Origin of the sequence: Chitinophaga pollutisoli, from assembly GCF_038396755.1 — a bacterium.
GTDB lineage: Bacteria > Bacteroidota > Bacteroidia > Chitinophagales > Chitinophagaceae > Chitinophaga > Chitinophaga pollutisoli.
The window spans coordinates 4,140,694-4,165,746 of the sequence record NZ_CP149822.1 but is presented as its reverse complement, the minus strand read 5'-3'; the positions used below and the strand labels follow the sequence as shown (position 1 = coordinate 4,165,746).

Below are 25,053 nucleotides of genomic sequence, written 5' to 3'. Positions count from 1 at the left end.
GGTCAGTTTAATCAGGTTCTTTGAAAATTAATGCTGTATTCCCGTGGCTGTGGGGCCAGGTGCCAGGCTTCTTTGAATATGTCGATCACGCCGCAAACGTCGGCCGTGGCGGCGGATTGGTCGAATACGACTTTTTCCTGCAGGGGTGTTCCGCCTTCGAGCCGCACGACGTACGCGCCCCTGGGGTGCGGGCGGAGATCCAGGCCGGTGCGGTCTTGCAGGGGCGTGACGGTTTCGCTGAGGGAGAAGCTGACGGGCGCTCCCGCCGCTATTTTCCCCGCGCGGATCTGGTTGTAGGCGCCGGGAGTTACGGCATGCGACAGGAGATATCCGCTGAGGGCGCCGTTTTCGGTGTTTCCGGCGTTTGCAGCGGCGGTAAGTGCCACCACATTGCCTGCGAGGTTAGCATCGATGATGCCGGCGGGCGTGAGATTGGCAGCATAAAAGATGCGGCGCCCCAGCTGTTGGGTGCCTTGTTCGAAAAAGTCGGGCAAGGCGGCGCGGGCTTTATCGATCATCAACCAGAAAGAAAACTGCACCGGCTGCGTTAGGGCAGTGGCAGGCGCCCAGGCTATACCGTTGAAATGCTGCTTGCAAAAAGCGGTGAGGCCTCCCGGAGAAGAACGGACGAGCAGCCCGAAACTGGCCGCCGTAGCGGAGCTGAGCGGAGACAGTACAAGGCGGACGCCCTCGCCGGGGTCGGCATTGTTGATACGGATACGTATCCTGAATTCCGGGATATAACGCCAAACCAGTTTTTCCATGGTGGTATCGATGGGGTTGTTCAATAACAGGGTTTATGTTGGGCGTAATTACTGCTGCGTGCCCAGGACCTGCGTCTGCAGGTTGATTTCAGTAATGATGCCGGAACCTGATTGCGGTGCATCCTGGATCACGGCCATGCGCATTTTATAAATGACGGACGGGATGTACTTCCCTCCCATCACGCTCCACAACTGGTTCAGTTCTTCGAAGCGCGTCGAATACAAATCGAAAATAACACGGTTGAGTTGGAGCGTACCGAGCACCGGCGTATCTGCCGGCGTAAAAACGAACTGCCGCTGAAAGAATGCGATCACCTGCGAAATACGTTGCAGGGCAGTGCTGTAGGTGTTCTTATTCGCGCTGATAAGCAGGAACACATTGAGATGGATCTCCGGCTGGCGCTCCACCACTTCCGGGATACCGTTGGTATACACGGTACGCCGGTACGGCAGGTTGCGCAACGTTTCCTCCTGCTGAATATTCACGACAGAGATCACTACTTTGTCGCCAAGATTCTGCATGACTGTTTCCTGATTAGTATCGGCGAATGAAATATTGCCAAGAATAACTTCAGGATCCAGGGAGCCAATGTATGTGTTCAACTTACTTACGATCGCGCTCAAAACCTGATCGATCATCGATGAAGGATTTGGGGTTTGCGCTATACAATTACTGGAAACCGGGGTTTAACTTCTCTTCACTAAGTGCTGCAATGAATTTGGGGATTGAGCTACTATTCCAAGGTTTTTCTACTGATGTAATATTAGGTAATAATCCTCCATTCGGCAAAAAAATAAGATAACCGGCGGGAATAGGATGATATCTGGCGGGATGTGTTATTCCGCCGCGCCCTCCACGATAATCACGATCTCACCTTTCACGCCTTTGGCCTGGAAGTGGTCGCGGACCTCCACGAGGGAGCCGCGTTTGTTCTCTTCGAACATTTTCGTAAGCTCGCGGGAAACGCAACATTGGCGGGTTTCACCAAAGTACTGCATAAAATCTTCCAGCGTTTTGACGAGGCGGTGGGGAGATTCATAAAAAACCATCGTGCGCGGCTCGGTGGAAAGCTGCGTCAGCAGGGTGTGACGGCCTTTTTTAGGAGGGAGGAAGCCTTCGAAAGCGAAGCGGTTCATAGGAATGCCGCTGTTGACGAGGGCGGGAACGAACGCCGTGGCGCCGGGGAGGCATTCCACTTCAATTCCTTCGCGGACGCATTCGCGCACCAGCAAGAACCCCGGATCACTGACGCCGGGCGTGCCGGCATCGGTTAGCAGCGCCATGGAACGGCCTTCGCGCAGCTGTTGTACCAGGTGCTGTAACACCTTATGCTCATTGTGTTGATGATAAGGTGTTACAGGCTTGCTGATACCATAATGTTTGAGAAGCACCCCGGAAGTCCGGGTATCTTCCGCCAGCACCAGTTCTACCGTTTCCAGCACCTTAACGGCCCGGTACGTAATGTCGCCCAGGTTGCCGATCGGTGAAGGAATGAGGTAGAGTCTGGACAATGCTTATTGGATGTTTACTTCGTAAAATTCCATTACCTGGTTGGCCAGCAGTTTCTGGCAGGCGTTTTCGGCAATCTGTTGCGCCTCTTCTTTGGAAGCCGCTTCGATTTGGAGCGTAATGTGCTTACCTACCCGTACGTCGTGTACATTTCCCAGGCCCAGGTTCTTCAATCCGCCCAGCACAGCCTTGCCTTGGGGGTCCAGCAGTTCTTTCAACGGCATCACGTTGATATGCGCAGTAAATGTCATTTGTTCGAAAAATTTAGACGCAAAACTAGCAATTAGTTATGAATTTCCCCCGAAGGAATTCTACAATCAGCCATGCTGGCTTTTCGGCGGTACGAGCAGCGATAATACCACGTATACCGCAAACACAAACGGGACCGCCGCGTAACCCAATACGGGAATGCTCACCAGCGTCAGCACCACCAGCAGAAAACGGGGCCAGTTGTCTTTCACCGTCAGGTTTTTAAATTTCAGGCTGATCATCGGGTGCGAGCTCACCATCAGGTAACACAGCGCCGCGATGATACCGTACAATACCCAGATATTTTCCAGCCAGGCCGCCAACCCGAACGGGTTATACAGCATGATCATCGGGAACGACGCCACGAGGAACCCAACCGCCGGCGTAGGCACGCCGATAAAATGTTCGCTCTGCCGCGTGTCGAGGTTGAACACCGCCAGGCGGTACGCCGCGAAACAGGGCACCAGCAAGGCGGGCGCCAGGTTGAACACGGCAACGTCGTATACATCGGGCATTTGCATGTAAGCGCTTTGCAGCAGGCGGAACAGCATCATCCCCGGCACCACGCCAAAAGATACGACGTCGGCCAGCGAATCCAGCTCCTTCCCCAGCGGGCCTGATACCTTGAGCAACCGCGCGGCAAACCCGTCGAAGAAATCGATGATGCCCGCCAGCACTACCAGTCCGCTCGCCCAATACACCGGTGCGGGGTTGATGATGGTGTACTCCGCGCCGTTGAACTCGGCGATGTATTCCGGCGCATGGAGGATAAAAATGAGCGCCAGCGCGCCGCAGAACAGGTTAGATAGCGTCAGGATGTTGGGAATGTGTTTCATGATACCGTTGTGGGCGCAGGCGCCGTGATCGGGAAGGTTTTCGGACAAGTGCCCGGTTTCCCGGCGGAAAAATATTAAAAATCGAAGAATATAACGGAAATGAGTGGTTTCCATTTTGCACAGTCCCCTTTATACGACTGCTCCACCTGACCATGGCATGACATTGTCAACAAAAATACTTACATGCATCCCATTGATTATCAGTGTACTTACGCTCATCCTTCGCTCATCCTTCGAAGGTCTTCGCTCGTGGTACGGGTTTGAAGGTGTTTGGACGAAGGATCGACGAAGGATGAACGAAGGATGGACGGAGAATGCGGACTGGAATACATAAAAAAGCCCGGTCCTGGCGGACCGGGCTCCCAGGCGTCGGGCGCCGCTATTTTTTCATCAGGGCCTCGATTTCGTCGGCCGTGATGGGGATATTTTTCATGAGGTCCACGTTACCGGAGGACTTCACCCAGATGTTATTCTCGATGCGGATACCCATTTTCTCTTCCTCGATGTAGATGCCGGGTTCCACGGTCAGCACCGACCCGTCGGGGATCGGCTGGTGGAACGAAGGACCGAGGTCGTGCACGTCTACCCCCAGGTGGTGTGAGATGCCGTGGTAGAGATATTTGCGGTATGCGGGGGATTCCGGGTCTTCGTTTTTGATATCGGCCTCGGTGAGCAGGCCCAGTTTCACGAACTGTTTGCCGGCTTCCACGCCTACCTGCGCATGGTAGTCGGCGATGGTGATGCCCGGCTTCAGCAGGCCTTTCGCGAAATTATGCAGGTGGAGGCATGCGTCGTACACTTCCCGCTGGCGCGGGGTGAACTTGCCGTTCACGGGCACGGTGCGGGTGAGGTCGGCGTTGTATCCGCCGTAGGCAGCGCCGAAGTCCATGAGGATCAGCTCACCATCTTTACATTCCTGGTTGTTGGCTACGTAGTGGAGGGTGCGGGCCCGGTCGCCGGAGGCGATGATGGAGCCGTAACCTTCTCCGGTGGCGCGGTTGCGGAGGAACTCGTGCCAGATTTCCGCGTGGATTTCGTATTCGAACACGCCGGGCCGGATGAAGCCCAGCAGGCGGCGGAATGTTTTTTCGGTGATATCCATCGCTACCTGCATCACGGCGATTTCCTCTTCGGTCTTTACGGAACGGAGTTCTTTCAGGATCGGCGCGGAGCGCAGGAACTGATGCAGGGGGTAGCGGGCGCGGAGCTCTTGCGCGTAGCGGTAGTCGCGCACGGGCACGTAATTGCTCTTACGGTTGTTTTCGTTGGTATTGAGGTAGATATTGGTGGCATCGTGGATCCAGGGCTGCAGGAGACCTTCCAGGGAATCGAGCCAGACGATGGTTTTAATGCCGGAGATGGCGGTGGCTTCTTCGCGGCGGAGGCGATGGCCGTCCCATTTTTCTTTCAGTTCGTTCGGGCGGACGAGCACCAGTACTTCGCGGTATTTGGGATCCGGGTTGTCGGGAAAGAGCACGAGCATGGTGTCTTCCTGGTCGATGCCGGTGAGCCAGTACAGGTCGGCGTTCTGCTTGAACGGATGAAGGGCGTCCCCGTTGGTGGGAAGCTCGTCATTCGAGTTGAAAATGGCAATGGAGCCGGGCTGCATTTTTGCCGTAAATCGGTTGCGGTTCTTGATGAAGATCTGTTGATCCAGTGGCAAATATTTCATTTGATGTCTTTTACTGCTTTCTTGCTTTGGATGTCAAACTTACCGGAAAAACGGAAACCCGCCAAAATCGCGCCTTCCGACCGGTTGGATATTCCCCCGGACTGGTAGATTATTCGCCATAAATATATTATGCGGGTTCATTGCTTTTCGGACAAATTGAAATCGGTGGAATTGAATATTTTCTAATCAAAACCCCTCAAAAGTAGATTTCCAAACAATTTTAAGCGTCATAACACCCATCAAATTAAACGTTATCAAAAAATCCCTAGTTTTGCCATTACACCAAAACAATCTTTCTTTATGCAAATCAGCAGTGTAAGGGATACACTCAAGGAATTGCGGGAATTGGGCATAGAGAACGTCGCCGATGTACATTACCAACTTTCCCCGGAGGAGCTGATCACACAGACGTTGCAGCGCAACGAAGGCTGTCTGAACAGCACCGGGGCGTTAGTCGTTAGCACGGGCGAGTTCACAGGCCGTTCCCCGAAGGACAAGTTCATCGTGAAAGACGAGCTGACCGCCGACACCGTCAACTGGAACGACTTTAACCAGCCATTTTCTGCTGACAACTTTGAGAAACTGTACCGCAAGATCACCCGCTATTTCGCTGGCAAGCCCGTATGGGTGCGCGATTGCATGGCCTGCGCCGACCCGGCGTACCGTCTGAATATCCGCGTCATCACGGAATCGCCGTGGAGCAATCTTTTTGCATATAACATGTTCCTGCGCCCTTCGGAAGAAGAGCTGGAGCAGCTGGAACCCGACTGGACGGTGATCCAGGCGCCGGGCCTCCACGCCGATCCGGCTACCGACGGAACGCGGCAGCATAACTTCTCGGTGGTTAGCTTCAGCCGTAAAATGATCCTCATCGGCGGCTCCGCCTATACCGGGGAGATCAAAAAAGGCGTGTTCACCATCCTGAACTATCTATTGCCCCATGCCCGCAAGGTGTTGAGCATGCACTGCTCAGCCAACCAGGGCACGTCGGGGGATACGGCTGTTTTCTTCGGACTGAGCGGCACGGGTAAAACCACGCTCAGCGCTGATCCGGAGCGCAAGCTCATCGGCGACGACGAGCATGGCTGGACGGAAGACGGCGTTTTCAACTTCGAAGGCGGCTGTTATGCCAAAACCATCGACCTGAGCGCGGAAAAGGAACCCGCTATTTTCAACGCCATCCGCGAAGGCGCCCTGCTGGAGAACGTTTCGTTCTTCCCCGGCACCAGCGAGGTGAATTATGCAGACGGACATATCACGGAAAACACCCGCGTGAGCTATCCGCTGACTTACATTGCAAACGCCAAGGAACCCGCTATGGGCGGAATTCCCAGGAATATTTTCTTCCTTACCTGCGACGCTTACGGCGTATTGCCTCCCATTTCGAGGCTGACGCCCGGTCAGGCCATGTACCAGTTCATTTCCGGTTACACGGCGAAAGTGGCAGGCACGGAAACCGGCATTACGGAACCGAAATCCACTTTCAGCGCATGTTTCGGCGCGCCCTTCCTCCCCTTGCACCCTGCCCGTTACGCGCAGATGCTGGGTGAAAAAATGCGCAAGCACGACGTGAATGTATGGATGATCAACACCGGCTGGACCGGCGGGCCTTTCGGCACCGGCAACCGGATCAAACTGTCCTACACCCGCGCCATGATCTCCGCCGCCCTGAACGGGGTGCTGGATAAGGCGGCCTACAAATCCTACGGGCAGTTCAGGCTCGCCATTCCCGAATCCGTTCCCGGCGTGCCCGACGAGATCCTGGAGCCGCGCAACACCTGGGCCGACAAGGATGCGTATGACGCCAAATCCGCCGATCTCGCCGCTCAATTTGTGAAAAACTTTGAAAAATACGCAGCAAAGGCGGATCCTGAGATCCTCGACGCCGCGCCCTCCCTCTGACCCACCGTTTTGCCTTTATAATTATAGATTCCTACGTTCATTTATCAATTTGGTTACGGGGCTGCCTTACCAGGCGGCCCCTTTCGTTTATCCACCATTTTCAGTACCTTTGCGCATGCAAATTTTAGACGGCAAACTTACTTCACAGGCCATCAAGGACCAGCTGGCCGAGCAAACGACCGCTTTGAAAGCCCTGGGCAAAAAAGCGCCCCACCTGGCTGCCATCCTCGTCGGGAACGACGGCGCCAGCGAAACGTATGTGGCTTCCAAGGTGAAATCCTGCGCGGAGATCGGGTTTAACTCCACTCTGCTGCGCTTCGAAGACACCATCTCCGAGAAACATCTCCTCGATCATATCATTATGCTGAACGAGAACCCCGATATCGACGGTATCCTGGTTCAGCTGCCCCTGCCCAAACATATCAACGAGGAATTGGTGATCAACACCATCGACCCCAGCAAGGATGTGGACGGCTTTCATCCCATGAACGTGGGTAAAATGGTGAGCGGTCTTCCTGCTTTCCTTCCAGCTACGCCATACGGCATCATGCTCATGCTGGAGCATTACAAGATCGACACCAAAGGCAAGCATGCCGTGGTGATAGGCCGCAGCCATATCGTAGGTACGCCGGTGAGCATCCTGCTCAGCCGCAACAGCAATCCCGGCAACTGCACCGTTACGTTGTGCCATTCCCATACCCGGAACCTCCGTGAGATCTGCCTGCTGGCCGATATCGTGGTGGCGGCTGTTGGCCGTCCGCATTTCGTAACAGGCGACATGGTGAAGGAAGGCGCCGTAGTGGTGGACGTAGGTATCCACCGCATCCCGGACGAAACCAAGAAAAGCGGTTTCCGCCTGGTGGGCGACGTGAATTATGCGGAAGTGGCGCCCAAGGCGAGCTTCATAACCCCGGTTCCCGGCGGTGTAGGGCCCATGACCATCGCGGCCCTGCTGAAAAATACCTATCAGGCCGCCATCGGGCAGAAGGGGAACCAGAATTAATCCGTTCCCCGGCAATCCGGATCATACAGCCGTACTTGTAATTGATAATCATATTTATAACTCCGGCCGCATATGCTTGCGGCCGGAGTTATAAATAATAGACGGTAAGCCTTTTAAACCGGGCTTTACCACCGCGACTGCCGCGACAATGCAGATTGACGTACCTTTGCAACATGACAACAGCGACGCTCCATAGCACCACCGTATTACCCGTTATGGAATCTTTCTATACGATTCAGGGAGAAGGATTTCACCAGGGAAAGGCGGCGTATTTCATCCGTTTGGGCGGGTGCGATGTGGGATGCGTGTGGTGCGACGTGAAGGAGAGCTGGGATGCGGATAAGCATCCCCAGCGGCCGGTGAGTGCGTTGGTCGCGGAAGCCGCGATGCATCCGGGAAGGATAGCCGTCATCACTGGTGGCGAGCCCCTGATGCATGATCTCCGGGCGTTGACGGAAGCGCTGCGGGCCGAGGGGTTCCGTACACATATGGAGACTTCCGGTTCCTCGCCCCTGAGCGGCAAATGGGACTGGATCACGTTATCTCCCAAGAAATTCAAAGCACCCCTGCCCGAAAGCTGCGCGGCGGCCCATGAACTGAAAATCGTCATTTACAATAAATCCGACTTCGCCTGGGCTGAGCAATATGCGGCGAAAGTGGAGCCTTCCTGCAAGCTGTACCTCCAACCGGAATGGAGCCGCGCCAATGAAATGACGCCGCTCATTATCGAGTATGTGAAAGCGAATCCGAAGTGGCAGATCTCCCTGCAAATCCACAAGTACCTGAATGTGCCTTGATGGGGCAACAAATCATTACCGCGTTAATCGAGCAGTTTTTATAAATTGCCCCCTTCTACCCGGATTTTCCCGGATGAAAACACGCATCTCCACTAACGCCATCCATCCACTGCATGATACAGCCAGACCTGATGCACTTCGCACCCCGGATAACGCAGGGTTAAGTATGCATCATTGGCTAAAGTTAGGTTCCTGAATTGCAACAGCAGACTTCCGTGTAACCGGATTTTCCCGGATGAAATCACGCATCTCCACAAACGCCATCCAACCACTGCACGATACAGCCAGACCTGATGCATTTCGTACCCCGGATAACGCAGGGTTAAGTATGTGTCATTGACTAAAATCAGGTACCTGTATAGCAACAGCAGGACTTCCCTCTACCTGGATTTTCCCGGATGAAACTGCAATACCTTCACCGCAACCGGATTTCTCCGGATGACTCCCGCCTCCCCAACGCGCCCGATATATCATATATAAATTTTCAATCCATCATAAACATTCGATTTTTTCGTTATTTAGTGGCGACTATGAAGAAAATCCTGTTATGCTGCTGCCTCATCAGCACGCAAGCCATCGCCCAGCAATCGGATAAGGCCACGCGCAAAGCCATGGAATTACTCGAATCTTCCATGACGGCCATGCGGTCTTACCAATACCCGGAAGCCATCCGCTACCTGCAGGAAGCCGTGCGCGTGAAACCCGGATTCCCCGATGCTTACGGACAAATGGGCCTCACCTACCTCGCCATGAAGCAATACACTGACGCGGAACAAGCCTTCCGGAAACTGGGAGAACTTGATTCCACCGGCTTGAAATCTGTTTCACCTTCCTATGCACGCGCCATGGCCGGTAACGGGAAATTCACCGAAGCCCTGCGCCTCCTCAACCAATATGTACGCACCGCCAAAAACATTTCCCCCCGCACCAGCCAGCTGAAAAAGGACATGGAATTCGCAGTCACCACCAAACCCGTCCCTTTTCAACCGAAAAACCTCGGCGAATCCATCAACACCCCCGATCCGGAATACTTCCCCTCTCCTACGATCGACGGCAAAACCCTCGTTTTCACCCGGCGCGTAGGCGGCAGGAACGAAGATTTCTTCATCGCAGGCCGCGACAGCCTCCAATGGACCGCCGCACAAGACATGGGCGAACCCGTGAACACCGCCTTCAACGAAGGCGCACAAAACATCTCGCAGGACGGCGAAATGCTCGTGTACACCGGTTGCGACTTCCCTACCGGCCGCGGCTCCTGCGATATCTATTTCTCTACCCGATCAGCCGGCGGCGGATGGACGCAACCAAAAAACATCGGTCCCGCCATTAATACCGAAGCCTGGGAATCCCAACCCTGCCTTTCTCCCGATAAACAAACGCTCTACTTCGTCCGCGCCACACCCGATGCCGGTTCCGATATCTTCTACAGCACCCGCAACGCGCAGGGCCAATGGACCCTGGCCGAACGCCTCGGCACCCATATCAACACCAAAGGCAGGGAAACCACACCCTACCTCCACGCCGACGGCCAAACGCTCTTTTTCGCCTCCGACGGGCATCCGGGATTCGGCGGGCTCGACCTTTTCTATTGCCGCAAACAGGCAGACGGATCCTGGGGCGCACCTATCAACCTGGGGTATCCCATCAATACAATCGAAGAAGATGGCAGCCTTACCGTTGCCGCCAACGGCATTACCGCCTATTTTGCCTCCGACCGGACCGACTCCCGCGGCGCGCTAGATATCTACAGCTTCGAACTGTACCCGGAAGCACGCCCGTTGCCGACGCTCTATATCCGCGGTTACGTTTTCGATGCCAAAACCCAGGAACGATTGCCTGCGGCGCTTGACCTGATCGATCTTTCCAACCGGCAAACCGTGGCTACCATTCGCAGCAACAGTAACGGCGACTACCTCGTGCCCCTGCCCACCGGCAAAGATTACGCGTTCAACGTAAACCGGAAAGGTTACCTGTTTTATTCAGACAATTTCTCGCTTACTTCCAGCCAGGACGGCCAGCCGTTCGAGAAAAACATCCCCCTGACGCCGATCGAAGCCAATGCTACGCTCGTGCTCCGGAATATTTTCTTCCCTTCCAACCAGTTCGTGCTGGAGCCTGCTTCCGCCACGGAGCTGGATAAACTCGTCGACTTCCTTAAGGAAAACGCGTCCCTGCAAGTTGAAATCAGTGGGCACACCGACAATGTGGGCAGTGATGCGGCAAACCTGCAGCTTTCCCAGAACCGCGCGGCATCCGTCGTGAGCTATCTCACGCAACACGGTATTGCCGCCAACAGGGTGAAAGCAAAAGGGTATGGAGAAACCAGGCCGCTGGACAGCAACGACACCGAATCCGGCCGCGCGCAAAACAGGAGAACGGAATTAAAAATCATCAGCTTACAGTAACCAAATATGGAAACACTCTTCCCGCTGGCACAGGCCGATATACTTGTTCCCATGCTGAAACGCCTGGCCCCCGACGCCCAACCGCGCTGGGGCGCCATGACCGCGCAGCAAATGATCGAACACCTCGATACCATCCTGCAGTACTCCATCAGCGACAAACCAATCCCCATCCTCACACCAGAGGAACAGCTGCCGCAAATCGTACAATGGCTGCGGACCAGCAAACCGCTTCCCCGCGGATTCAACAACCCGCTGATCCCCGTAGGGCCGCCGCTGCATCCAGACCTCCAAACGGCAAATCAACACCTCATGGCGTCGCTGGAAAGATTCTTCCAACATTACAACGAATTCCCCTCACACACGGCGATCCATATCGTCTTCGGATCACTGGGATATGAAGACTGGCAACGGTTTCACCAGAAACACTTCCAGCATCATTTCACCCAATTCGGATTATTGGAGGAATAACTTTCAGTAACGGCAACCAACCTGGATTACCGTTTTTCTTACAGCATATATGCTATTGGGCTAACGAAGATCAACAAACCAATTATTTCACAGGGAGCATCCGAACCAAACATCACTGTACCCGTATGGCGCGGCGCAATACGCTGTCGGGCCGGGCGCCTTTAGGGACCAGCGCGCTCAGCCAGTCGCCGTACATCGCATTGGGGATCAGGATATATCGCCGCCCGAGTTCCTGCTGCACTTCGTCTACTTTCGCATTCCGCACATCGGCGGGTTGTTTGTAAAAAATATCGGAGAAATCATTGAGGTTATCCCCTACCAGCATGGCGATTTCGTATTTCTTCGCCACCTCCTGCCGGCGGGGCGCTTTGTCGGAATTACCGGAAGACAGGAGCAGGTGCTCGTTATCCGCTCCGGGGAAGCCCGCACGCTGCAGATTCTGTAACGTAGCCGCTCGCTCGCTTTCCAGCCGGTTAGTGATGTAATAAATCGTAAACCCGCTCTGTGCGGCGAACCGGAAGAATTCCAAAGCCCCCGGCACAGGGTCCGCCACAGCCTTCTTGGTCCAAGCCTCCCACGACGCCTGCGACCAGCCCTTGCCCGCCAGCGCCACGGACGCGGAATACGGGCTGTTATCCAGGATCGTTTCGTCAATGTCCGTCACAATTGCCCTCGGGCGCAACGTCTGCTGATGGCGCATCTCTTCCACCCTTTCGCCAGCTGCGCGATACGCCTGCAGGCACAAGGCCCTGTACTCGCCCGCACGTTGCTGCCAGAGCGCTGCCCAGGCAGGACCATAAGTCCAGGGATCAGCGGCGGCAGGCGAAACACCCGAAGCCACGGGACCGGCCGACTTGCAGCCAAGCATCATTACCAATACAATGAAACAAACGTAACGCATATACGGTATTTTTTTAGGTGTGTTCAGGAGACAACAAAACAAAAATCGGGAAAATTCCAATCGGAGCCTGAAAAAAACGGTGAGAATATCTCCGTTTTCCGGAGATATTCTCAGGTTTCTTTTTGCGCAAATTCCCCTAGCTTCGAATCCCTCAAATTTTCATCCATGCCAACCGAAACCCAATGCCGTATTGCGCTTACGCTCATCCCACAAATCGGGGACGTAGTAGCGCGCCACCTCGCCGAACATTTCGGCGACGCCGTTTCCATCTTCTCCGCCCCCCGCCGCGAGCTGGAGCGCATCCCTACCGTGGGGCCATTCCGCGCGGACGCCATCCGGCAGTTCCGCGACTTCCATCGTACCGACGAAGAAATCCGGTTCCTGGAGCGCCATCATATCACCCCCTCTTCTGGACGGCCGCCGATTACCCCTCCCGCCTCCGCCATTGCTGGGATGCGCCCGTTCTCCTGTACGCCCGCGGCAACATGGACCTCCGCGCTCCCCGCATGCTGGCCGTTGTGGGCACCCGGCGGCCCAGCGCATACGGAACGGATTGCTGCCGGGCCCTCGTGGCCGGCCTCACACCGCTCAACGTCACCATCGTGAGCGGGATGGCCTATGGAATCGATATCGCCGCCCACCAGGCCGCCCTGGACGCCGGCCTGCCCACCATCGGCGTGCTCGCCCACGGGCACGACAAACTCTATCCCGCCGCCCACGCCCGCGTCGCCAGGCAGATGCTGGAACAGGGCGGGTTGCTGACCGACTTCCCCAGCGGTACGCCCCTGAACCGCATGCACTTCCCCCGGCGCAACCGCATCGTGTCCGGCATTTGCGATGGTATCCTGGTAATCGAAAGCGGCATTACCGGCGGCTCGCTCATCACCGCCGACCTGGCCCACGGGTATAACCGGGACGTGCTGGCCGTTCCCGGCCGGATCGGCGACGACCGGTCGGCCGGTTGCCTCACGCTCATCCGGCAGCACAAGGCCGCCCTGGTGACCTCCGCCACGGACATCGCCGAGGCGATGAACTGGGATGGGCAGTCCACCCAGCCGCCATCCCCCGTACAAACGGCGTTGTTCAACGAGCTCAGTCCCGACCAGCGGCAGATCCTCGACACCCTGGGCACCGGGCGCTTCAGCATGGATGAGATCCAATACCGCAGCGGCATTCCGCGGAGCCAGGTGGCGGAAGTGATGTTGGGGCTGGAAATGATGGGGATCGTAAAGGCCATGCCGGGTCATACGTTCCAGCGCCTGGGGAATTAAAAATGAATGGATTGCCCGGAGCGGGCTTTACCATTTCCGGCTGGCGCCGGCCTGCACACACATGATATTAATACCGTACATGAAAATCGGTTTGCGTTGAATCCATAAATAGTCGTACATTTGCGTGCAATTATTTAGCAACCTTACCAAAATAATTGCAATATGCCTGCGGGAAAATCCAAAGAGAAATTTGTAGCTGACGGTCTCACCTTTGATGATGTTTTACTGGTGCCTGCCTACTCCGAAGTACTGCCCAGAGAAGTCAATATCTCCACACAACTTACCAAGAACCTGCGTATCAACATCCCCATGGTGTCTGCCGCCATGGATACCGTTACGGAAGCCACCCTCGCCATTGCTTTGGCGCGTGAAGGCGGCCTGGGTATCCTGCACAAGAACATGAGCATCGAGAAGCAGGCGGAACTGGTAAGGAAGGTGAAACGCAGCGAGAGCGGCCTGATCCTCGACCCGGTTACCCTCAGCGCAGACTCCACCATCGGCCAGGCATTGCGCCTCATGCGCGATAACGGCATCAGCGGCATACCCATCGTCGACGGCGACAAAAAGCTCATCGGCATCCTCACCAACCGCGACCTCCGCTTCGAAAAACATAATACCAAACGCCTTATCAGTGAAGTGATGACGAAGGAAAACCTCGTGACCGCTCCCGAAGGCACGGACATGAAAAAGGCGGAAAAGATCCTTCAGCAGCACCGCATCGAAAAACTGCCCGTAGTCAACAAACAGGGTAAACTGGTAGGGCTCATCACATACCGCGACATTCTCCAGCTGCAAAGCTCCCCCATCGCCGCCAAAGACCAATTCGGCCGCCTGCTCGTAGGCGCAGCGCTTGGTATCACGGCTGATCTGCAGGATCGCGCCGCCGCATTGCTGAACGTAGGCGTGGACGTGGTTACGCTCGACAGCGCCCACGGCCATTCCATCTATGTGCTTGAAGCCCTGAAGAAACTGAAAAAGAGTTTCCCGAAACTGCAGGTGATCGGTGGCAACGTGGCAACTGCCGAAGGCGCCCTCGCCCTGGCAGCCGCCGGTGCAGACGCTGTGAAAGTAGGTGTAGGACCCGGTTCCATCTGCACCACCCGCGTGGTGACCGGCGCCGGTTTCCCGCAGCTGTCGGCCGTGATGAACGCCGCGCAGGCCCTGAAAAAAGCAGGCGTCCCCGTTATCGCGGACGGCGGTATCCGTTACACCGGCGACATGGTGAAAGCCCTCGCAGCAGGCGCTTCCACCATCATGGCCGGCTCCATCTTCGCCGGCGTGGAAGAATCGCCCGGAGAAACCATCATCTATGAAGGCCGTAAGTTCAAATCCTACCGCGGCATGGGCTCCATCGAGGCTATGGCGGAAGGTTCGAAAGACCGTTACTTCCAGGATGTGGAAGCCGACATCAAGAAACTCGTTCCGGAAGGTATCGTAGGCCGTGTTCCCTACAAAGGCACCCTCGCCGAAGTAGTGCAGCAGTTCGTTGGCGGCCTCCGCGCAGGTATGGGTTATGTAGGCGCCAAAGACATCAAGGCCCTGCAAGACGCGCAGTTCGTGAAGATCACTTCCGCTACCGTGAAGGAAAACCACCCGCACGACGTAGTGATCACCAAAGAAGCGCCGAACTACAGCCGCTAATCTGATAACATTTTCCCGTGATATTTCGGAGGGCCTGCCACAGCGGGCCCTTTTTCTTGCGTTTCCCTGTTATATTTGAAAAATGAAAGCCATCCTGCGCAAGCGCAGCGCCCTGCTGCTCAGTCTTCTGTCCGGCCTCCTGCTATGGGCGGCCTGGCCAACTTCTTCCCTTACCTTCCTGATCTTTTTCGGCTTCGTTCCCCTCCTCGCCATGAGCGATAAAATGACCGAACGACCCGGCGCCTATTTCGGGCTCCTCTTTCTTGCCTTCTGGATATGGAATACCGCCACCACCTGGTGGGTCGGCAACACCACCGTTCCCGCCAGCGGCATCTTCGCCAACGCCTTCAACGCCCTGCTCATGACCATCCCCTGGATGGCTTACCGCACCACGCGACTGCGCGCGGGAAGGGCCACCGGGTATTTCGCCCTCGCCGTTTACTGGATGACTTTCGAATACATTCACCAGCACTGGGAGCTTAGCTGGCCCTGGCTCACCCTTGGCAACGCGTTTGCCATGCGGCCCGAATGGGTGCAGTGGTATGAATATTTCGGTACGGAAGGCGGATCGTGGTGGGTGCTGATCGTCAACATCCTCATTTACCGCGCCATTCTCCAATACCGGGAAACGCCCCATTTCAGGGCGGCACTGGCGCCCGCGCTCGCCATTCTCCTGCCCACCATCGGTTCCTTCCTCGCTTCCGGCTATACGCAAAATGCCGGCAGGGAGAAGATCGTAGTGGTACAACCGAACATCGACCCCTACGACGAGAAATTCGCGCGGGGCGCCGCGGAGCTGCAACTCCGCAAACTGCTGGACCTCTCCGCGCAAAAAACCGACACATCTACCCGCTTCATCATCTGGCCCGAAACCGCGCTATTCCCCACCGGCTCCTGGGAACACGAACTGAACGCACAGCCCGAAGTGCTGGCCATCCGGGAATTCCTCCGCCAATACCCCAAAGCACGGCTCATTTCCGGCGCCGCCACGTATAAACAATACACCGTGATGGACGATATCCCCGCCACCGCGCGCCACGCTTCAGAAGGCAATTACTGGTACGACGCGTTCAATGCTTCCGTCCAGATCGATACCTCCGACAACGTGCAGGTTTATCATAAATCCCGGCTCGTGCCTGGCGTGGAACTGACACCCTACATGCGTTATCTCCCTTTCATGAAAAAACTCGCCCTGGATATGGGCGGCATTTCCGGCAGTTATGGATTGACGCCCGGGGTATCTTTCTTCACCAACAATACCTGCAACATCTACACCGCCATCTGCTATGAATCGGTGTATGGCAGCTTCGTGGCCGAAAAAGTCCGGGAAGGCGCCCAATTGCTGGTGGTTTGCACCAACGACGGATGGTGGGGCAATACCGAGGGGCACCGCCAGCACCTGCAATACGCCCGCCTCCGCGCCATCGAAACGCGCAGATGGGTGGCAAGGAGCGCCAACACCGGCATTTCCGCGCTGATCTCGCCACTGGGCCACATCGAAGCATCGTTGCCATACTGGGAACCGGGTGTGCTGTCGGGGGAAGTGCAATGCGATTCCTACCAGACGTTTTACGTCAAATATTGCAGCTACATCGCCATCGCACCGGTGATCTTTTGTATCTTGCTGCTGGCATACACCATTGTTTTACGTGTAATACGCAGGAAACATGTGGAAAACATTCGATAACGCAGGACAAGAGGGCGCTTACTGGGCCGAAGGCCAGGGCGACGCAGTGCTTTTGCTGCATGGTTTCGCGGAAGACCATTCCGTTTGGGAGCACCAGACCGCTTATCTCCGCGCACATTACCGGGTAATTGTCCCGGATCTCCCCGGCACCGGCCGTTCCGGCCTCACTTCCCCCTCAGCATGGAATCCATGGCAGCTTTTGCCTGGAAGGCCCTACAGGCCGAAGGTATCGCCAGCGCCGTTGTGATCGGCCACTCGATGGGCGGATACGTAGCCCTCGCTTTTGCTGAAGCCTATCCCGATGCCGTGGAAGGCCTCGGGCTCTTCAGCTCCACCGCCCGGCCGGATACCGAAGAGAAACGGGAAAACCGCCGCAAATCCATCCGCATCATGCAGCAATACGGCGTGGAATCTTTCGTGACCCAATTGCTCCCCAATATGTTCGCGGCGGAATTCAGGGGCAAACAGGTAGCCCGGATCGATAACTACATGCAACAGGCCATCAAAATACCCATGGCCAGCATGATCGCTTATTACGAAGCGATGATCGCCCGGCCCGACAGGACCACCGTCTTATCCGGCATTTCCAAACCGGTATTTTTCTTTGTCGGGAAAGAAGACCAGGCCGTTCCGCTGGAAAACAGCATGAGCCAGGTGGTGCTGCCATCCATCGCCAGCATCCATATCTTCGACCGCGTCGGGCATATGGGAATGCTCGAGGTTTTTGAAGAAAGCAGCCTGCTCCTGCATCAGTTCATCACTTTCTGCCAGCACCGGCAATAATCGATATTTCAGTTCCCCCTGCCGCGCGACCGTGCCGCAGGGGGGCTTGTTTCCTGTTTCTCCCCGCCGCCGGGTAAACTTCGCGGTTAAACGAAAAGTCTCCCTTTTCCATACGGCTATCCGACAACCCCTTACACTTTATCGCTAAAATTATTTAGCCCGCCCGGCACTTAAATTTCAGCAAGCGCCCGTTTTTCCGTAAATTATGGTTACACAAAACGCCTAACCCCATGGGCAAATTTGTAACGCTCCTGATCTTACTGGTCTGTTTCCTGATCGGCGATGTGAACGCGTACCATATAATCGGTGGGGAAATATTTTATCGCCATCTTGGCATCAACCCCGCTAGCGGTTTACACCGGTACCGGATCATCATGAAGTTATACCGGGACGGCAATTTTGTGTGCGGCACCCGCCAGGGATGCCTGGATTATTTCGAAAACCCCGTTCCTTTCCACATTTTCACCGCTTCCGGCAGCCGTGTAGGCGCACCGAGGCTCATGACCATCGCCCACACCGCTTCCATCCGCGATACCCTCAAAAACCCCTGTCTTGCCCCGCAAACCGTTTACCTCGAAGTGGCGTTTTATGAAAGCGACGTCATCGAACTGGCGGCTATCCCCGGCGGGTATTATGTTTCCTACCAAAGATGCTGCCGCGGCGAAGCCCTTACCAACATCTACAACTCCGAGCGCGAAGGTTCCAACTTCGTGACCTGGATCCCCGGCACCGAGCTGCGCCCGCATAATAACAGCGCCGTTTTCGACATCGAAGAAGCCCCTGTGATCTGCGCCGGCCTCCCGCTACGCTACAATTACCGGGCGACAGACCCCGACGGCGACAGCCTCACCTACGCCCTCTGCAGTGCCCTTACCGGCGGCAACAGCCGCAACAACGAAAACGTCGCCAATCCCCCGCCATATAATAACACCGTCAGCTACATCCCGCCATACAGCGGTGCCAACCCCATGGGCGGCAGCCCGCCACTCAGCATCGATAACAACGGCCTCATCACCGGTACGCCCGACAGGGCCGGGCAATTCGTGGTATCGGTTTGCGTGACGGAATGGGACAGAGCCACCCGGCGGATGCTCGGCACGCACCACAAAGACATCCTCATCACCGTATACAATTGCGCCACCCGCATCACCGCTTCCACTCCCTCAACGCTGTACCATTGCAACGACTCGCTCGGCATGCGCGTCCCTATCACCAACAACAGCGTAGCCGGGTTTACATCGCAGTTCCTCTGGACTTTCAGCGACGGAACAGATACCATTACCGATTCGCGCAATGTCTTTTACAAAACTTTCGCGGATACCGGCGTTTTCAACCTGAAGCTGGTAGTGAACCCCGGGCTGCCCTGTACCGACAGCACCACCGGCCGGATATTCAATTATCCCGGTCTGCGGTCGGGATTCACGGTGCAGGGACTCTGCCGGGAAAACCCTGTCTATTTTACCGACACGTCCACTTACCGAAACGGGGTTATCACTTACAGGCAATGGGATTTTGGCGACCCGGCGACAGATGCGGACACATCGAACATCACATCCCCGCTATACCGGTATGCCAACGGTGACATCTATACAATCAAACTAACACTCAAAACCAACCGTGGCTGCGACGCCACTGTGACGCAGAACTTCCGGCTGTACGACGTCAGGCCGTTTGCGGGGAACGACACCATTCTGGCAAGGGGGCAGACGTTGCGGCTCAATGGCCAGGGAGGGGAAATGTACCAGTGGTCGCCCGCGCATATGCTTAGCGACGGCAATGCGCGCGATCCGTTGCTGACCTGGAACGAGGAGATTACGCTGCGCCTGCGGGTCAGTAACCAGCAGGGATGCGTGGGGTACGACGATATCAATGTCAAATATTACACCGGTCCCGAATTCTATATCCCCAATGCCTTCTCGCCGAATGGCGACGGCGTGAACGACTACTTCCGGTTCATCCCCGTAGGCATCAGGGAGTACCAGTACTTCCGGATATTCAACCGCTGGGGGGAATTGGTATACAACTCGCTCGATTTCCGGAAGGGCTGGGATGGGTATTACAAAGGCCGCCCGGCCGCGGTGGATACGTATCTCTGGATTTTGGAAGGGATCGACCTGCACGGCGTCAAGATATCCAAAAAAGGGACCGTAACTTTGCTTCGCTAAACGGTAATAACATGAAGACTGGAAAAATCGCCCTCATCACCGGCGCCACTGCCGGATTCGGGGAAGCCTGCGCCGAACGTTTCGCGCGGGAAGGATATCGCCTGATCGTCACCGGCAGGAGAACGGAGCGACTGACGGCTTTGCAGGAAAAGCTCAGAACGGCGTATGGAACGGAAACACTGGCGCTGACGTTCGACGTGCGTTCGAAAGCGGAAGTCGTTGCCGCGCTGGAGCAGATGCCGGATGCCTGGAAACAGATCGACGTGCTGGTGAACAACGCCGGCCTCGCGCTGGACCTGTCTACGATCGACGAAGGGGATACCGATGATTGGGATACGATGATCGACACCAATGTAAAAGGCCTCCTGTACGTAAGCCGCACGGTGATTCCGTGGATGAAGGCGAGGAATAGCGGGCATATCGTGAATATCGGCTCTACCGCCGCCAAAACGGTGTATGCGAAGGGGAACGTGTATTGCGCCACCAAATCCGCCGTAGACGCGATCTCCCAGGGCATGCGGATCGATTTGCTGCCATATGGGATCAAGGTGACGGCGGTGCACCCCGGGGCCGCGGAAACGGAATTTTCGCTTGTGCGCTTCAAAGGGGATGAGGACAGGGCCAAAGACGTGTACACCGGCTTCCAGCCCCTGAAGGCAGAAGATGTGGCGGATGTGGTGTGGTATTGCGCTTCCCTGCCCCCGCATGTCTGCATCAACGACCTGGTGGTGACGGCAACGGCGCAGGCGAATGCTTATTATACCTTCAAATGAAAAATTACACATTAGTGTTATTTGACACTTTATGATATAATATTATATTTGAAATCCCTATCAGACTGGGTGTGCCGTAAGGGGAAATGCGGCCCCGGATCACGGGTTGCCTTATAAAGACCACTTACAGACGAGCACGATCTTAAAGTACCATTACGTCAAAAGGGCGTGATGCCTCAGATGAGCCTATTGTAAATCCTATAACCATATCCCTATGCTAACATTTGTTACTATGTACATCATCAGACTGTACTATCCGAGATGTAAGGAGTTTCTGGGCGCTTATTTCGACAGTTCCCGCAGAAACAATTACGGTCGCTGGGCCATGCGTCAAAGCTGGAAAGCTGAGAAAACATGGTCATGGGGCTACAACTGACGCTCATTCCAAATGCATTAAAAAGAGGACGCCGCAAAGCGCCCTCTTTTTTTATCTATTCATTCCCGTAAATAGACGAAGGTTAAATAGCATCATAATTATAGATAGATGCCTGCTTTATACTTACTGAGTAGATCAAGGAGAGTATATGAAGTGTATATAAATCCTTTCTACCTCCTTACTGTATTGACTATATATACCTTTAGTACACTGTTGATATACTGTAACCCCTGCTTTAATCAGCCTTTACCCTGGAATAAGTATAGCTTTACGTTCAATCGGGTTATAGTATTTTAACCGTTTCAATCCCAATCCACCCTTCTCACACAAATCACTTCTTTCCCGCCGGCCCTTTTCCGGTAAGCTACCGCCACTGTTTTTTCAGCCACCGGCCGCATTACCGGGAACACGGATTGTTCGCCTTCGCCGGTCAGGAAGCCGGAAGCGAGGGTTACGCCTTCGGGGGATTTACGGAGAAAACCGATCCTGTGCGTGACGGTATCTGCCGGTTCGTCCCAGGCGAGGAGTAAATCCCCACCCACCGTCGCCGCGATCTGCGGATGTTTGGCCGTGGGTTTAGCGCTGATGCTCTCCCGGCCGGAAAAGCTGATGCCGTTGTTGATGGATTTACCATAGAAAACGCCTTGTCCGCCGCCCATCGTAAACCACGCGAAGTGCAGTCCACCCCGGTTGCTGGTCATCGTTGGCCCGGTGTGCGGACAACCATTCACGGCCCAGTTATCCGCGCTGATCCGGATGGGCTGGGTGAAGGTTTCGCCGCCGTCTTTGGAATAGATATGCACCATGTCGCGGATCGTATCGTGGATGATATCGCGGAACGCCACATGGAGGCCGCCCTGCGGATCGGTATAGAGCGAAGTCCGGCAGCACTGGCAGACCGTTTGCACGAGCGGGCGCTGCCGTTCGAAACCTCCGGCCCCGGAAGTCGAGATATACAGCGTGGAGCCCTCCAGCGCATGATCTTTCCGGTTATCCAGCCACACGGCCGCCACATCGCCCGAAGGCAGGGGCGACAAATCGAAATACCGTTGGTCGTAACCGGCCGTGTCGGTCACCAGCGGAACCGCCTGCTGCCAGGTTTGCCCGCCGTCGGCAGAGCGGGTGTACCACACCTTTCCGGCGTATTTGTTACGGGGATCGGGGTTGCGGGTACCATACATGGCGATCGCTTCCCCGTTTGCTTTGAAGATAATTTTGGGCATGTTTTCCGGTTGGGGCGAGATGCCTGTAGCGGAGGTAACGGCCACCGCTTTCCCGAAGGTAGCGCCGCCATCTACCGATACCGCGTACCAGAGCGCGCCCTCATCGGAACCGGGTTCCTGCTCCACCCAGCTCACGATGAGCCGGCCGGCCGCATCGTGCGCAATATGCGTACACGACGCGATCTTGCCGGTATCGGAAAGCATCAGTTCCTCTCCCGCCCGGAAGCCCTGCTTCCGGGTGCAGGCCGCTAATATAACGGTAAGGATAAGTATGCTGGCAAAACGTTGCGTCTTTTGCATGGTTACTGTTTGGCGGTGAAAGTGTAGGCTACGCCGAAATTGAATGTGCGCACCGGTCCGGGGCGGTAGCTCGCGCCGAAAGCGCTTTTCTCCGCGGTGGTGGCATACGTTACATCAAACAAGTTGCGGCAGTTGACCCAGCACTCGAACGATCCCAACCGGTAACCCGCGCGGGCGTTGAACAGGTCGTACCCGCCGTAACGCGCGGTATTGCCGGGGTCCATGAAATAGCTGCCCACATGCTGCCACTCCATCCCCAGGCGTAGACCGTTGACGAACGCCGGTTTCCAGTTTACCTCCGAATTCGTGATCCATTCCGGCGCGGTGTTCATACGGTTACCGTTGTAAGAAGTACCCTTGTCCTCAAACTCCACGAAATCATGCCGCGCATACGTGCCACCGGTGCGGATTTGAAGTGACGGCAAAATGTCGTACCGCACGCTCCACTCCACACCGCTGTGTTTCGTTTCGCCGGCGTTGCGGTTTTCGGTGGAATTATCGGCCAGGCGAACACTGATGATTTCATTCTTTCCGTCCATCCGGTACAGGCTTGCTTCCGCATGCCCTTTCCGGCCTGCAAAAGTCATCCAGCCGCCGATTTCATAGTTGCGGTAAGTTGCCGGCTTGAGGGTCGGCACCTTCACGCCGCGGTACAGCTCGGAAATATTCGGCGGCGCAAAGCCCACGCTGTAATTAGCGTAAAGCCCGCGGCCATGGCCGAAGTCGTAGGTAAGCCCCAGCTTGGGCGTCCATGCCTGGTAGTGGTTTCGCTCGTCGGGCGCGCCGGTGAAGGCGGATGGCGGCAGGTAGTTGTCGAAACGATAATCCATCCGGTCGTACCGCAGCGCGGCGATCAGTTTCATGTTTTTGAAAGGATTCATTTCGCCTTGTACATACAGCGCTGAATTCACCAGGTCCACTTTGTAATCGGTGAGCACAGAGTCCGTACGCGTGTATCCAACGAAGTTACCCTTTGCATCACGGTCTACATCAATGTAATCCGCGTGATAGGTAGCGGGACTGTAATCCGCGCTGAGGCCCGCCGTAACGGAAGCGCCCTTCCACCCGAAACGTTTCCGGTGCTGCATGAGCAGCCCCCCGCTCTGAAACGCATCGCTGTTGATTTCGCCTCTCGCTTTCAGGGGATTGCTGGTGGTTTTGATGGCGTAAAAGGGGTTCTGCCCGATTTCATTATGCCGGTAAAAAACGGAAAAACTCGTCTGGTCGCGGTCGCTCCATTGTTGCTCCAGCGTGCTCCTGAACCGGAAAGCTTTCACTAACCGGTACGAAAAGGTGTGCATGCTTTTGTAGTTGCGGGCGTAGAAATTGCTGCTGTCAACGCCGCCCGTCTGATCTGTTTTGTAATCCACGAAAGTGGCGGTGTTGGTCCAGGTGGCGCGCTCATTGAATTTGTATTGCGTTTTCAGCGTGAGCGCCAGTTTATGGAAATCGCTGTGGTCGATCTTACCATTGCGCTGATCGGCGTAATAACCGCCAAACCACACGCCAAGCTTGCCTTTGGTGCCCGACAGGTTGAAGTCGGTGCGTTTGTAGCCGCCATCGCTCATTTCCGCCTGTATTTTCCCGGTGGTAACGGGTGTTGGCTGCGCGGTGAGGAAATTGACGGCGCCGCCCACGGCTTCGCTGCCATATAAAGATGACGCCGGTCCCCGGATCACCTCGATCCTTTGCAGGGCCGCCATATTGATTTCGATGAGGGCGTTATGGTTGAAATCGCCGACCGTGCGGATGGGGAGCCCGTCTTCCAGGTACAGGAACAGGCTTTTATACCCGATCGGCTGGCGGATGGCCAAGGTGTGCTGCTCATTACCCAGATCCACCATATACACGCCGCTTACTTTATTCAGTACTTGTTCGAGGGAAGTGGCTTTGGTTTCCTTCAGCGTCTGCGCGTTGAGGGTGCTGATGGCGATGGGCGCGTCGGTACGGTACTGGCGCTGCCGCCCGGCGGATACGATGATCTCGCCCAGCTTGCCGGCGAGTGGCTCCATTATAAAGGTATATTCATCATCCCCCGAAACCCTTACGCAACAGGCGGCATAGCCGATGCAGCTGGCTTTGAGGGAATCGGTGCCGGGAGGACAATGCACCGCAAACCTTCCGGAAGCGTCGGTCAGCGAACCGGTGCCGCCGGCCTGGATGGTAACGTTGGGAAGGGCCTGCCGGGTAAGGGCGTCGATCACCCTGCCTTTGACCCGCTCCTGAGAATGGGCCGCCAGGCTGCAATAAAGGAGGCAAAGAGATATGTATAGAATGCGTTGCATGCTCGTGTGTTAGATGTATACGTACAGTCGCGCAAACGTGTT

Annotated in this window: 19 protein-coding genes and 2 pseudogenes; 12 read left to right on the top strand and 9 right to left on the bottom strand. The window is 55.7% G+C overall.

All coding sequences use genetic code 11. The features are described from left to right. Positions 1-11 precede the first annotated feature (11 nt). From WJU16_RS17485 to WJU16_RS17460, 6 genes are all read right to left on the bottom strand, one after another. The gene (locus tag WJU16_RS17485) at positions 12-788 is read right to left on the bottom strand and encodes a hypothetical protein (protein ID WP_341834744.1); all 777 of its coding nucleotides are present in this window, start codon (positions 786-788) and stop codon (positions 12-14) included. Between the two features lie 24 nt (positions 789-812). Continuing rightward, positions 813-1,403 (bottom strand): DUF4255 domain-containing protein, encoded by a 591-nt coding sequence (locus WJU16_RS17480; RefSeq protein WP_298712206.1) that lies wholly within the window; start codon positions 1,401-1,403, stop codon positions 813-815. Positions 1,404-1,601: 198 nt separating this feature from the next. Continuing rightward, on the bottom strand, positions 1,602-2,276 hold the full coding sequence (gene rsmI / locus WJU16_RS17475) for a 16S rRNA (cytidine(1402)-2'-O)-methyltransferase (RefSeq protein ID WP_341834743.1): 675 nt from the start codon (positions 2,274-2,276) through the stop codon (positions 1,602-1,604). A gap of 3 nt (positions 2,277-2,279) precedes the next feature. Continuing rightward, positions 2,280-2,525 (bottom strand): phosphoribosylformylglycinamidine synthase subunit PurS, encoded by a 246-nt coding sequence (gene purS / locus WJU16_RS17470; protein WP_298712211.1) that lies wholly within the window; start codon positions 2,523-2,525, stop codon positions 2,280-2,282. A gap of 66 nt (positions 2,526-2,591) precedes the next feature. Beyond that, on the bottom strand, positions 2,592-3,407 hold the full coding sequence (locus WJU16_RS17465) for a CDP-alcohol phosphatidyltransferase family protein (RefSeq protein WP_341834742.1): 816 nt from the start codon (positions 3,405-3,407) through the stop codon (positions 2,592-2,594). Between the two features lie 331 nt (positions 3,408-3,738). Further along, on the bottom strand, positions 3,739-5,031 hold the full coding sequence (locus WJU16_RS17460) for an aminopeptidase P N-terminal domain-containing protein (protein WP_341834741.1): 1,293 nt from the start codon (positions 5,029-5,031) through the stop codon (positions 3,739-3,741). A gap of 300 nt (positions 5,032-5,331) precedes the next feature. On the opposite strand from WJU16_RS17460, the gene pckA reads away from it, so the two are divergent. From pckA to WJU16_RS17435, 5 genes are all read left to right on the top strand, one after another. Continuing rightward, positions 5,332-6,933 carry a phosphoenolpyruvate carboxykinase (ATP) gene (gene pckA, locus WJU16_RS17455; RefSeq protein WP_341834740.1) on the top strand — a complete coding sequence of 534 codons (1,602 nt, stop codon included), beginning with the start codon at positions 5,332-5,334 and terminating at the stop codon, positions 6,931-6,933. A 115-nt stretch (positions 6,934-7,048) separates the two neighbouring features. Further along, positions 7,049-7,936: a tetrahydrofolate dehydrogenase/cyclohydrolase catalytic domain-containing protein gene (locus tag WJU16_RS17450; protein ID WP_341834739.1), complete on the top strand. Its 888-nt coding sequence runs from the start codon at positions 7,049-7,051 to the stop codon at positions 7,934-7,936. A 173-nt stretch (positions 7,937-8,109) separates the two neighbouring features. Next, positions 8,110-8,733 (top strand): 7-carboxy-7-deazaguanine synthase QueE, encoded by a 624-nt coding sequence (locus WJU16_RS17445; protein ID WP_341834738.1) that lies wholly within the window; start codon positions 8,110-8,112, stop codon positions 8,731-8,733. Between the two features lie 530 nt (positions 8,734-9,263). After that, the gene (locus WJU16_RS17440) at positions 9,264-11,138 is read left to right on the top strand and encodes an OmpA family protein (RefSeq protein WP_341834737.1); all 1,875 of its coding nucleotides are present in this window, start codon (positions 9,264-9,266) and stop codon (positions 11,136-11,138) included. A 6-nt stretch (positions 11,139-11,144) separates the two neighbouring features. Continuing rightward, complete coding sequence (locus tag WJU16_RS17435; protein ID WP_341834736.1) at positions 11,145-11,606, top strand: DUF1569 domain-containing protein; 462 nt, start codon at positions 11,145-11,147, stop codon at positions 11,604-11,606. 112 nt (positions 11,607-11,718) lie between these two features. Here WJU16_RS17435 and WJU16_RS17430 read toward each other — a convergent pair whose 3' ends face one another. Then, positions 11,719-12,507 (bottom strand): 5'-nucleotidase, lipoprotein e(P4) family, encoded by a 789-nt coding sequence (locus tag WJU16_RS17430; RefSeq protein ID WP_341834735.1) that lies wholly within the window; start codon positions 12,505-12,507, stop codon positions 11,719-11,721. Between WJU16_RS17430 and WJU16_RS17425 the strand changes: the two are divergent. The 7 genes and pseudogenes from WJU16_RS17425 to WJU16_RS17390 all read left to right on the top strand — a co-directional run. After that, positions 12,403-12,792, top strand: a pseudogene (locus tag WJU16_RS17425) (hypothetical protein); the annotation flags it as partial. The gene WJU16_RS17430 and the pseudogene WJU16_RS17425 overlap by 105 nt on opposite strands. Further along, positions 12,690-13,778 (top strand): DNA-processing protein DprA, encoded by a 1,089-nt coding sequence (gene dprA / locus WJU16_RS17420; protein WP_341834734.1) that lies wholly within the window; start codon positions 12,690-12,692, stop codon positions 13,776-13,778. The pseudogene WJU16_RS17425 and the gene dprA, both read left to right, overlap by 103 nt. Before the next feature lie 162 nt (positions 13,779-13,940). Beyond that, entirely contained in the window at positions 13,941-15,419 is a 1,479-nt protein-coding gene (gene guaB, locus WJU16_RS17415; protein ID WP_341834733.1) for an IMP dehydrogenase, read from the top strand. An 82-nt stretch (positions 15,420-15,501) separates the two neighbouring features. Further along, a complete protein-coding gene (gene lnt, locus WJU16_RS17410; protein WP_341834732.1) occupies positions 15,502-17,106 on the top strand; it encodes an apolipoprotein N-acyltransferase in 1,605 nt (534 codons plus the stop codon). Beyond that, a pseudogene (locus WJU16_RS17400) lies at positions 17,087-17,889 on the top strand (alpha/beta fold hydrolase). The gene lnt and the pseudogene WJU16_RS17400 overlap by 20 nt, the downstream one beginning before the upstream one ends. A 230-nt stretch (positions 17,890-18,119) precedes the next feature. Continuing rightward, on the top strand, positions 18,120-20,054 hold the full coding sequence (locus WJU16_RS17395; protein ID WP_341834730.1) for a gliding motility-associated C-terminal domain-containing protein: 1,935 nt from the start codon (positions 18,120-18,122) through the stop codon (positions 20,052-20,054). Positions 20,055-20,065: 11 nt separating this feature from the next. Then, the gene (locus WJU16_RS17390) at positions 20,066-20,827 is read left to right on the top strand and encodes an SDR family NAD(P)-dependent oxidoreductase (protein ID WP_341834729.1); all 762 of its coding nucleotides are present in this window, start codon (positions 20,066-20,068) and stop codon (positions 20,825-20,827) included. A gap of 678 nt (positions 20,828-21,505) precedes the next feature. On the opposite strand, the gene WJU16_RS17385 is transcribed toward WJU16_RS17390, so the two are convergent. Beyond that, complete coding sequence (locus WJU16_RS17385) at positions 21,506-22,726, bottom strand: sialidase family protein (protein ID WP_341834728.1); 1,221 nt, start codon at positions 22,724-22,726, stop codon at positions 21,506-21,508. Positions 22,727-22,728: 2 nt separating this feature from the next. Beyond that, positions 22,729-25,011, bottom strand: coding sequence for a TonB-dependent receptor (locus WJU16_RS17380; protein WP_341834727.1), 2,283 nt, complete (start codon positions 25,009-25,011; stop codon positions 22,729-22,731). Positions 25,012-25,053 lie beyond the last annotated feature (42 nt).

What these genes read in the sequence shown, in the direction of transcription:
- WJU16_RS17480 (WP_298712206.1), bottom strand. Translation starts at nt 1,403, where the DNA reads ATGATCGATCAGGTTTTGAGCGCGATCGTAAGTAAGTTGAACACATAC.
- purS (WP_298712211.1), bottom strand. Translation starts at nt 2,525, where the DNA reads ATGACATTTACTGCGCATATCAACGTGATGCCGTTGAAAGAACTGCTG.
- WJU16_RS17460 (WP_341834741.1), bottom strand. Translation starts at nt 5,031, where the DNA reads ATGAAATATTTGCCACTGGATCAACAGATCTTCATCAAGAACCGCAAC.
- pckA (WP_341834740.1), top strand. Translation starts at nt 5,332, where the DNA reads ATGCAAATCAGCAGTGTAAGGGATACACTCAAGGAATTGCGGGAATTG.
- WJU16_RS17450 (WP_341834739.1), top strand. Translation starts at nt 7,049, where the DNA reads ATGCAAATTTTAGACGGCAAACTTACTTCACAGGCCATCAAGGACCAG.
- WJU16_RS17445 (WP_341834738.1), top strand. Translation starts at nt 8,110, where the DNA reads ATGACAACAGCGACGCTCCATAGCACCACCGTATTACCCGTTATGGAA.
- WJU16_RS17440 (WP_341834737.1), top strand. Translation starts at nt 9,264, where the DNA reads ATGAAGAAAATCCTGTTATGCTGCTGCCTCATCAGCACGCAAGCCATC.
- WJU16_RS17435 (WP_341834736.1), top strand. Translation starts at nt 11,145, where the DNA reads ATGGAAACACTCTTCCCGCTGGCACAGGCCGATATACTTGTTCCCATG.
- WJU16_RS17430 (WP_341834735.1), bottom strand. Translation starts at nt 12,507, where the DNA reads ATGCGTTACGTTTGTTTCATTGTATTGGTAATGATGCTTGGCTGCAAG.
- dprA (WP_341834734.1), top strand. Translation starts at nt 12,690, where the DNA reads ATGCCGTATTGCGCTTACGCTCATCCCACAAATCGGGGACGTAGTAGC.
- guaB (WP_341834733.1), top strand. Translation starts at nt 13,941, where the DNA reads ATGCCTGCGGGAAAATCCAAAGAGAAATTTGTAGCTGACGGTCTCACC.
- lnt (WP_341834732.1), top strand. Translation starts at nt 15,502, where the DNA reads ATGAAAGCCATCCTGCGCAAGCGCAGCGCCCTGCTGCTCAGTCTTCTG.
- WJU16_RS17395 (WP_341834730.1), top strand. Translation starts at nt 18,120, where the DNA reads ATGGGCAAATTTGTAACGCTCCTGATCTTACTGGTCTGTTTCCTGATC.
- WJU16_RS17390 (WP_341834729.1), top strand. Translation starts at nt 20,066, where the DNA reads ATGAAGACTGGAAAAATCGCCCTCATCACCGGCGCCACTGCCGGATTC.
- WJU16_RS17385 (WP_341834728.1), bottom strand. Translation starts at nt 22,726, where the DNA reads ATGCAAAAGACGCAACGTTTTGCCAGCATACTTATCCTTACCGTTATA.
- WJU16_RS17380 (WP_341834727.1), bottom strand. Translation starts at nt 25,011, where the DNA reads ATGCAACGCATTCTATACATATCTCTTTGCCTCCTTTATTGCAGCCTG.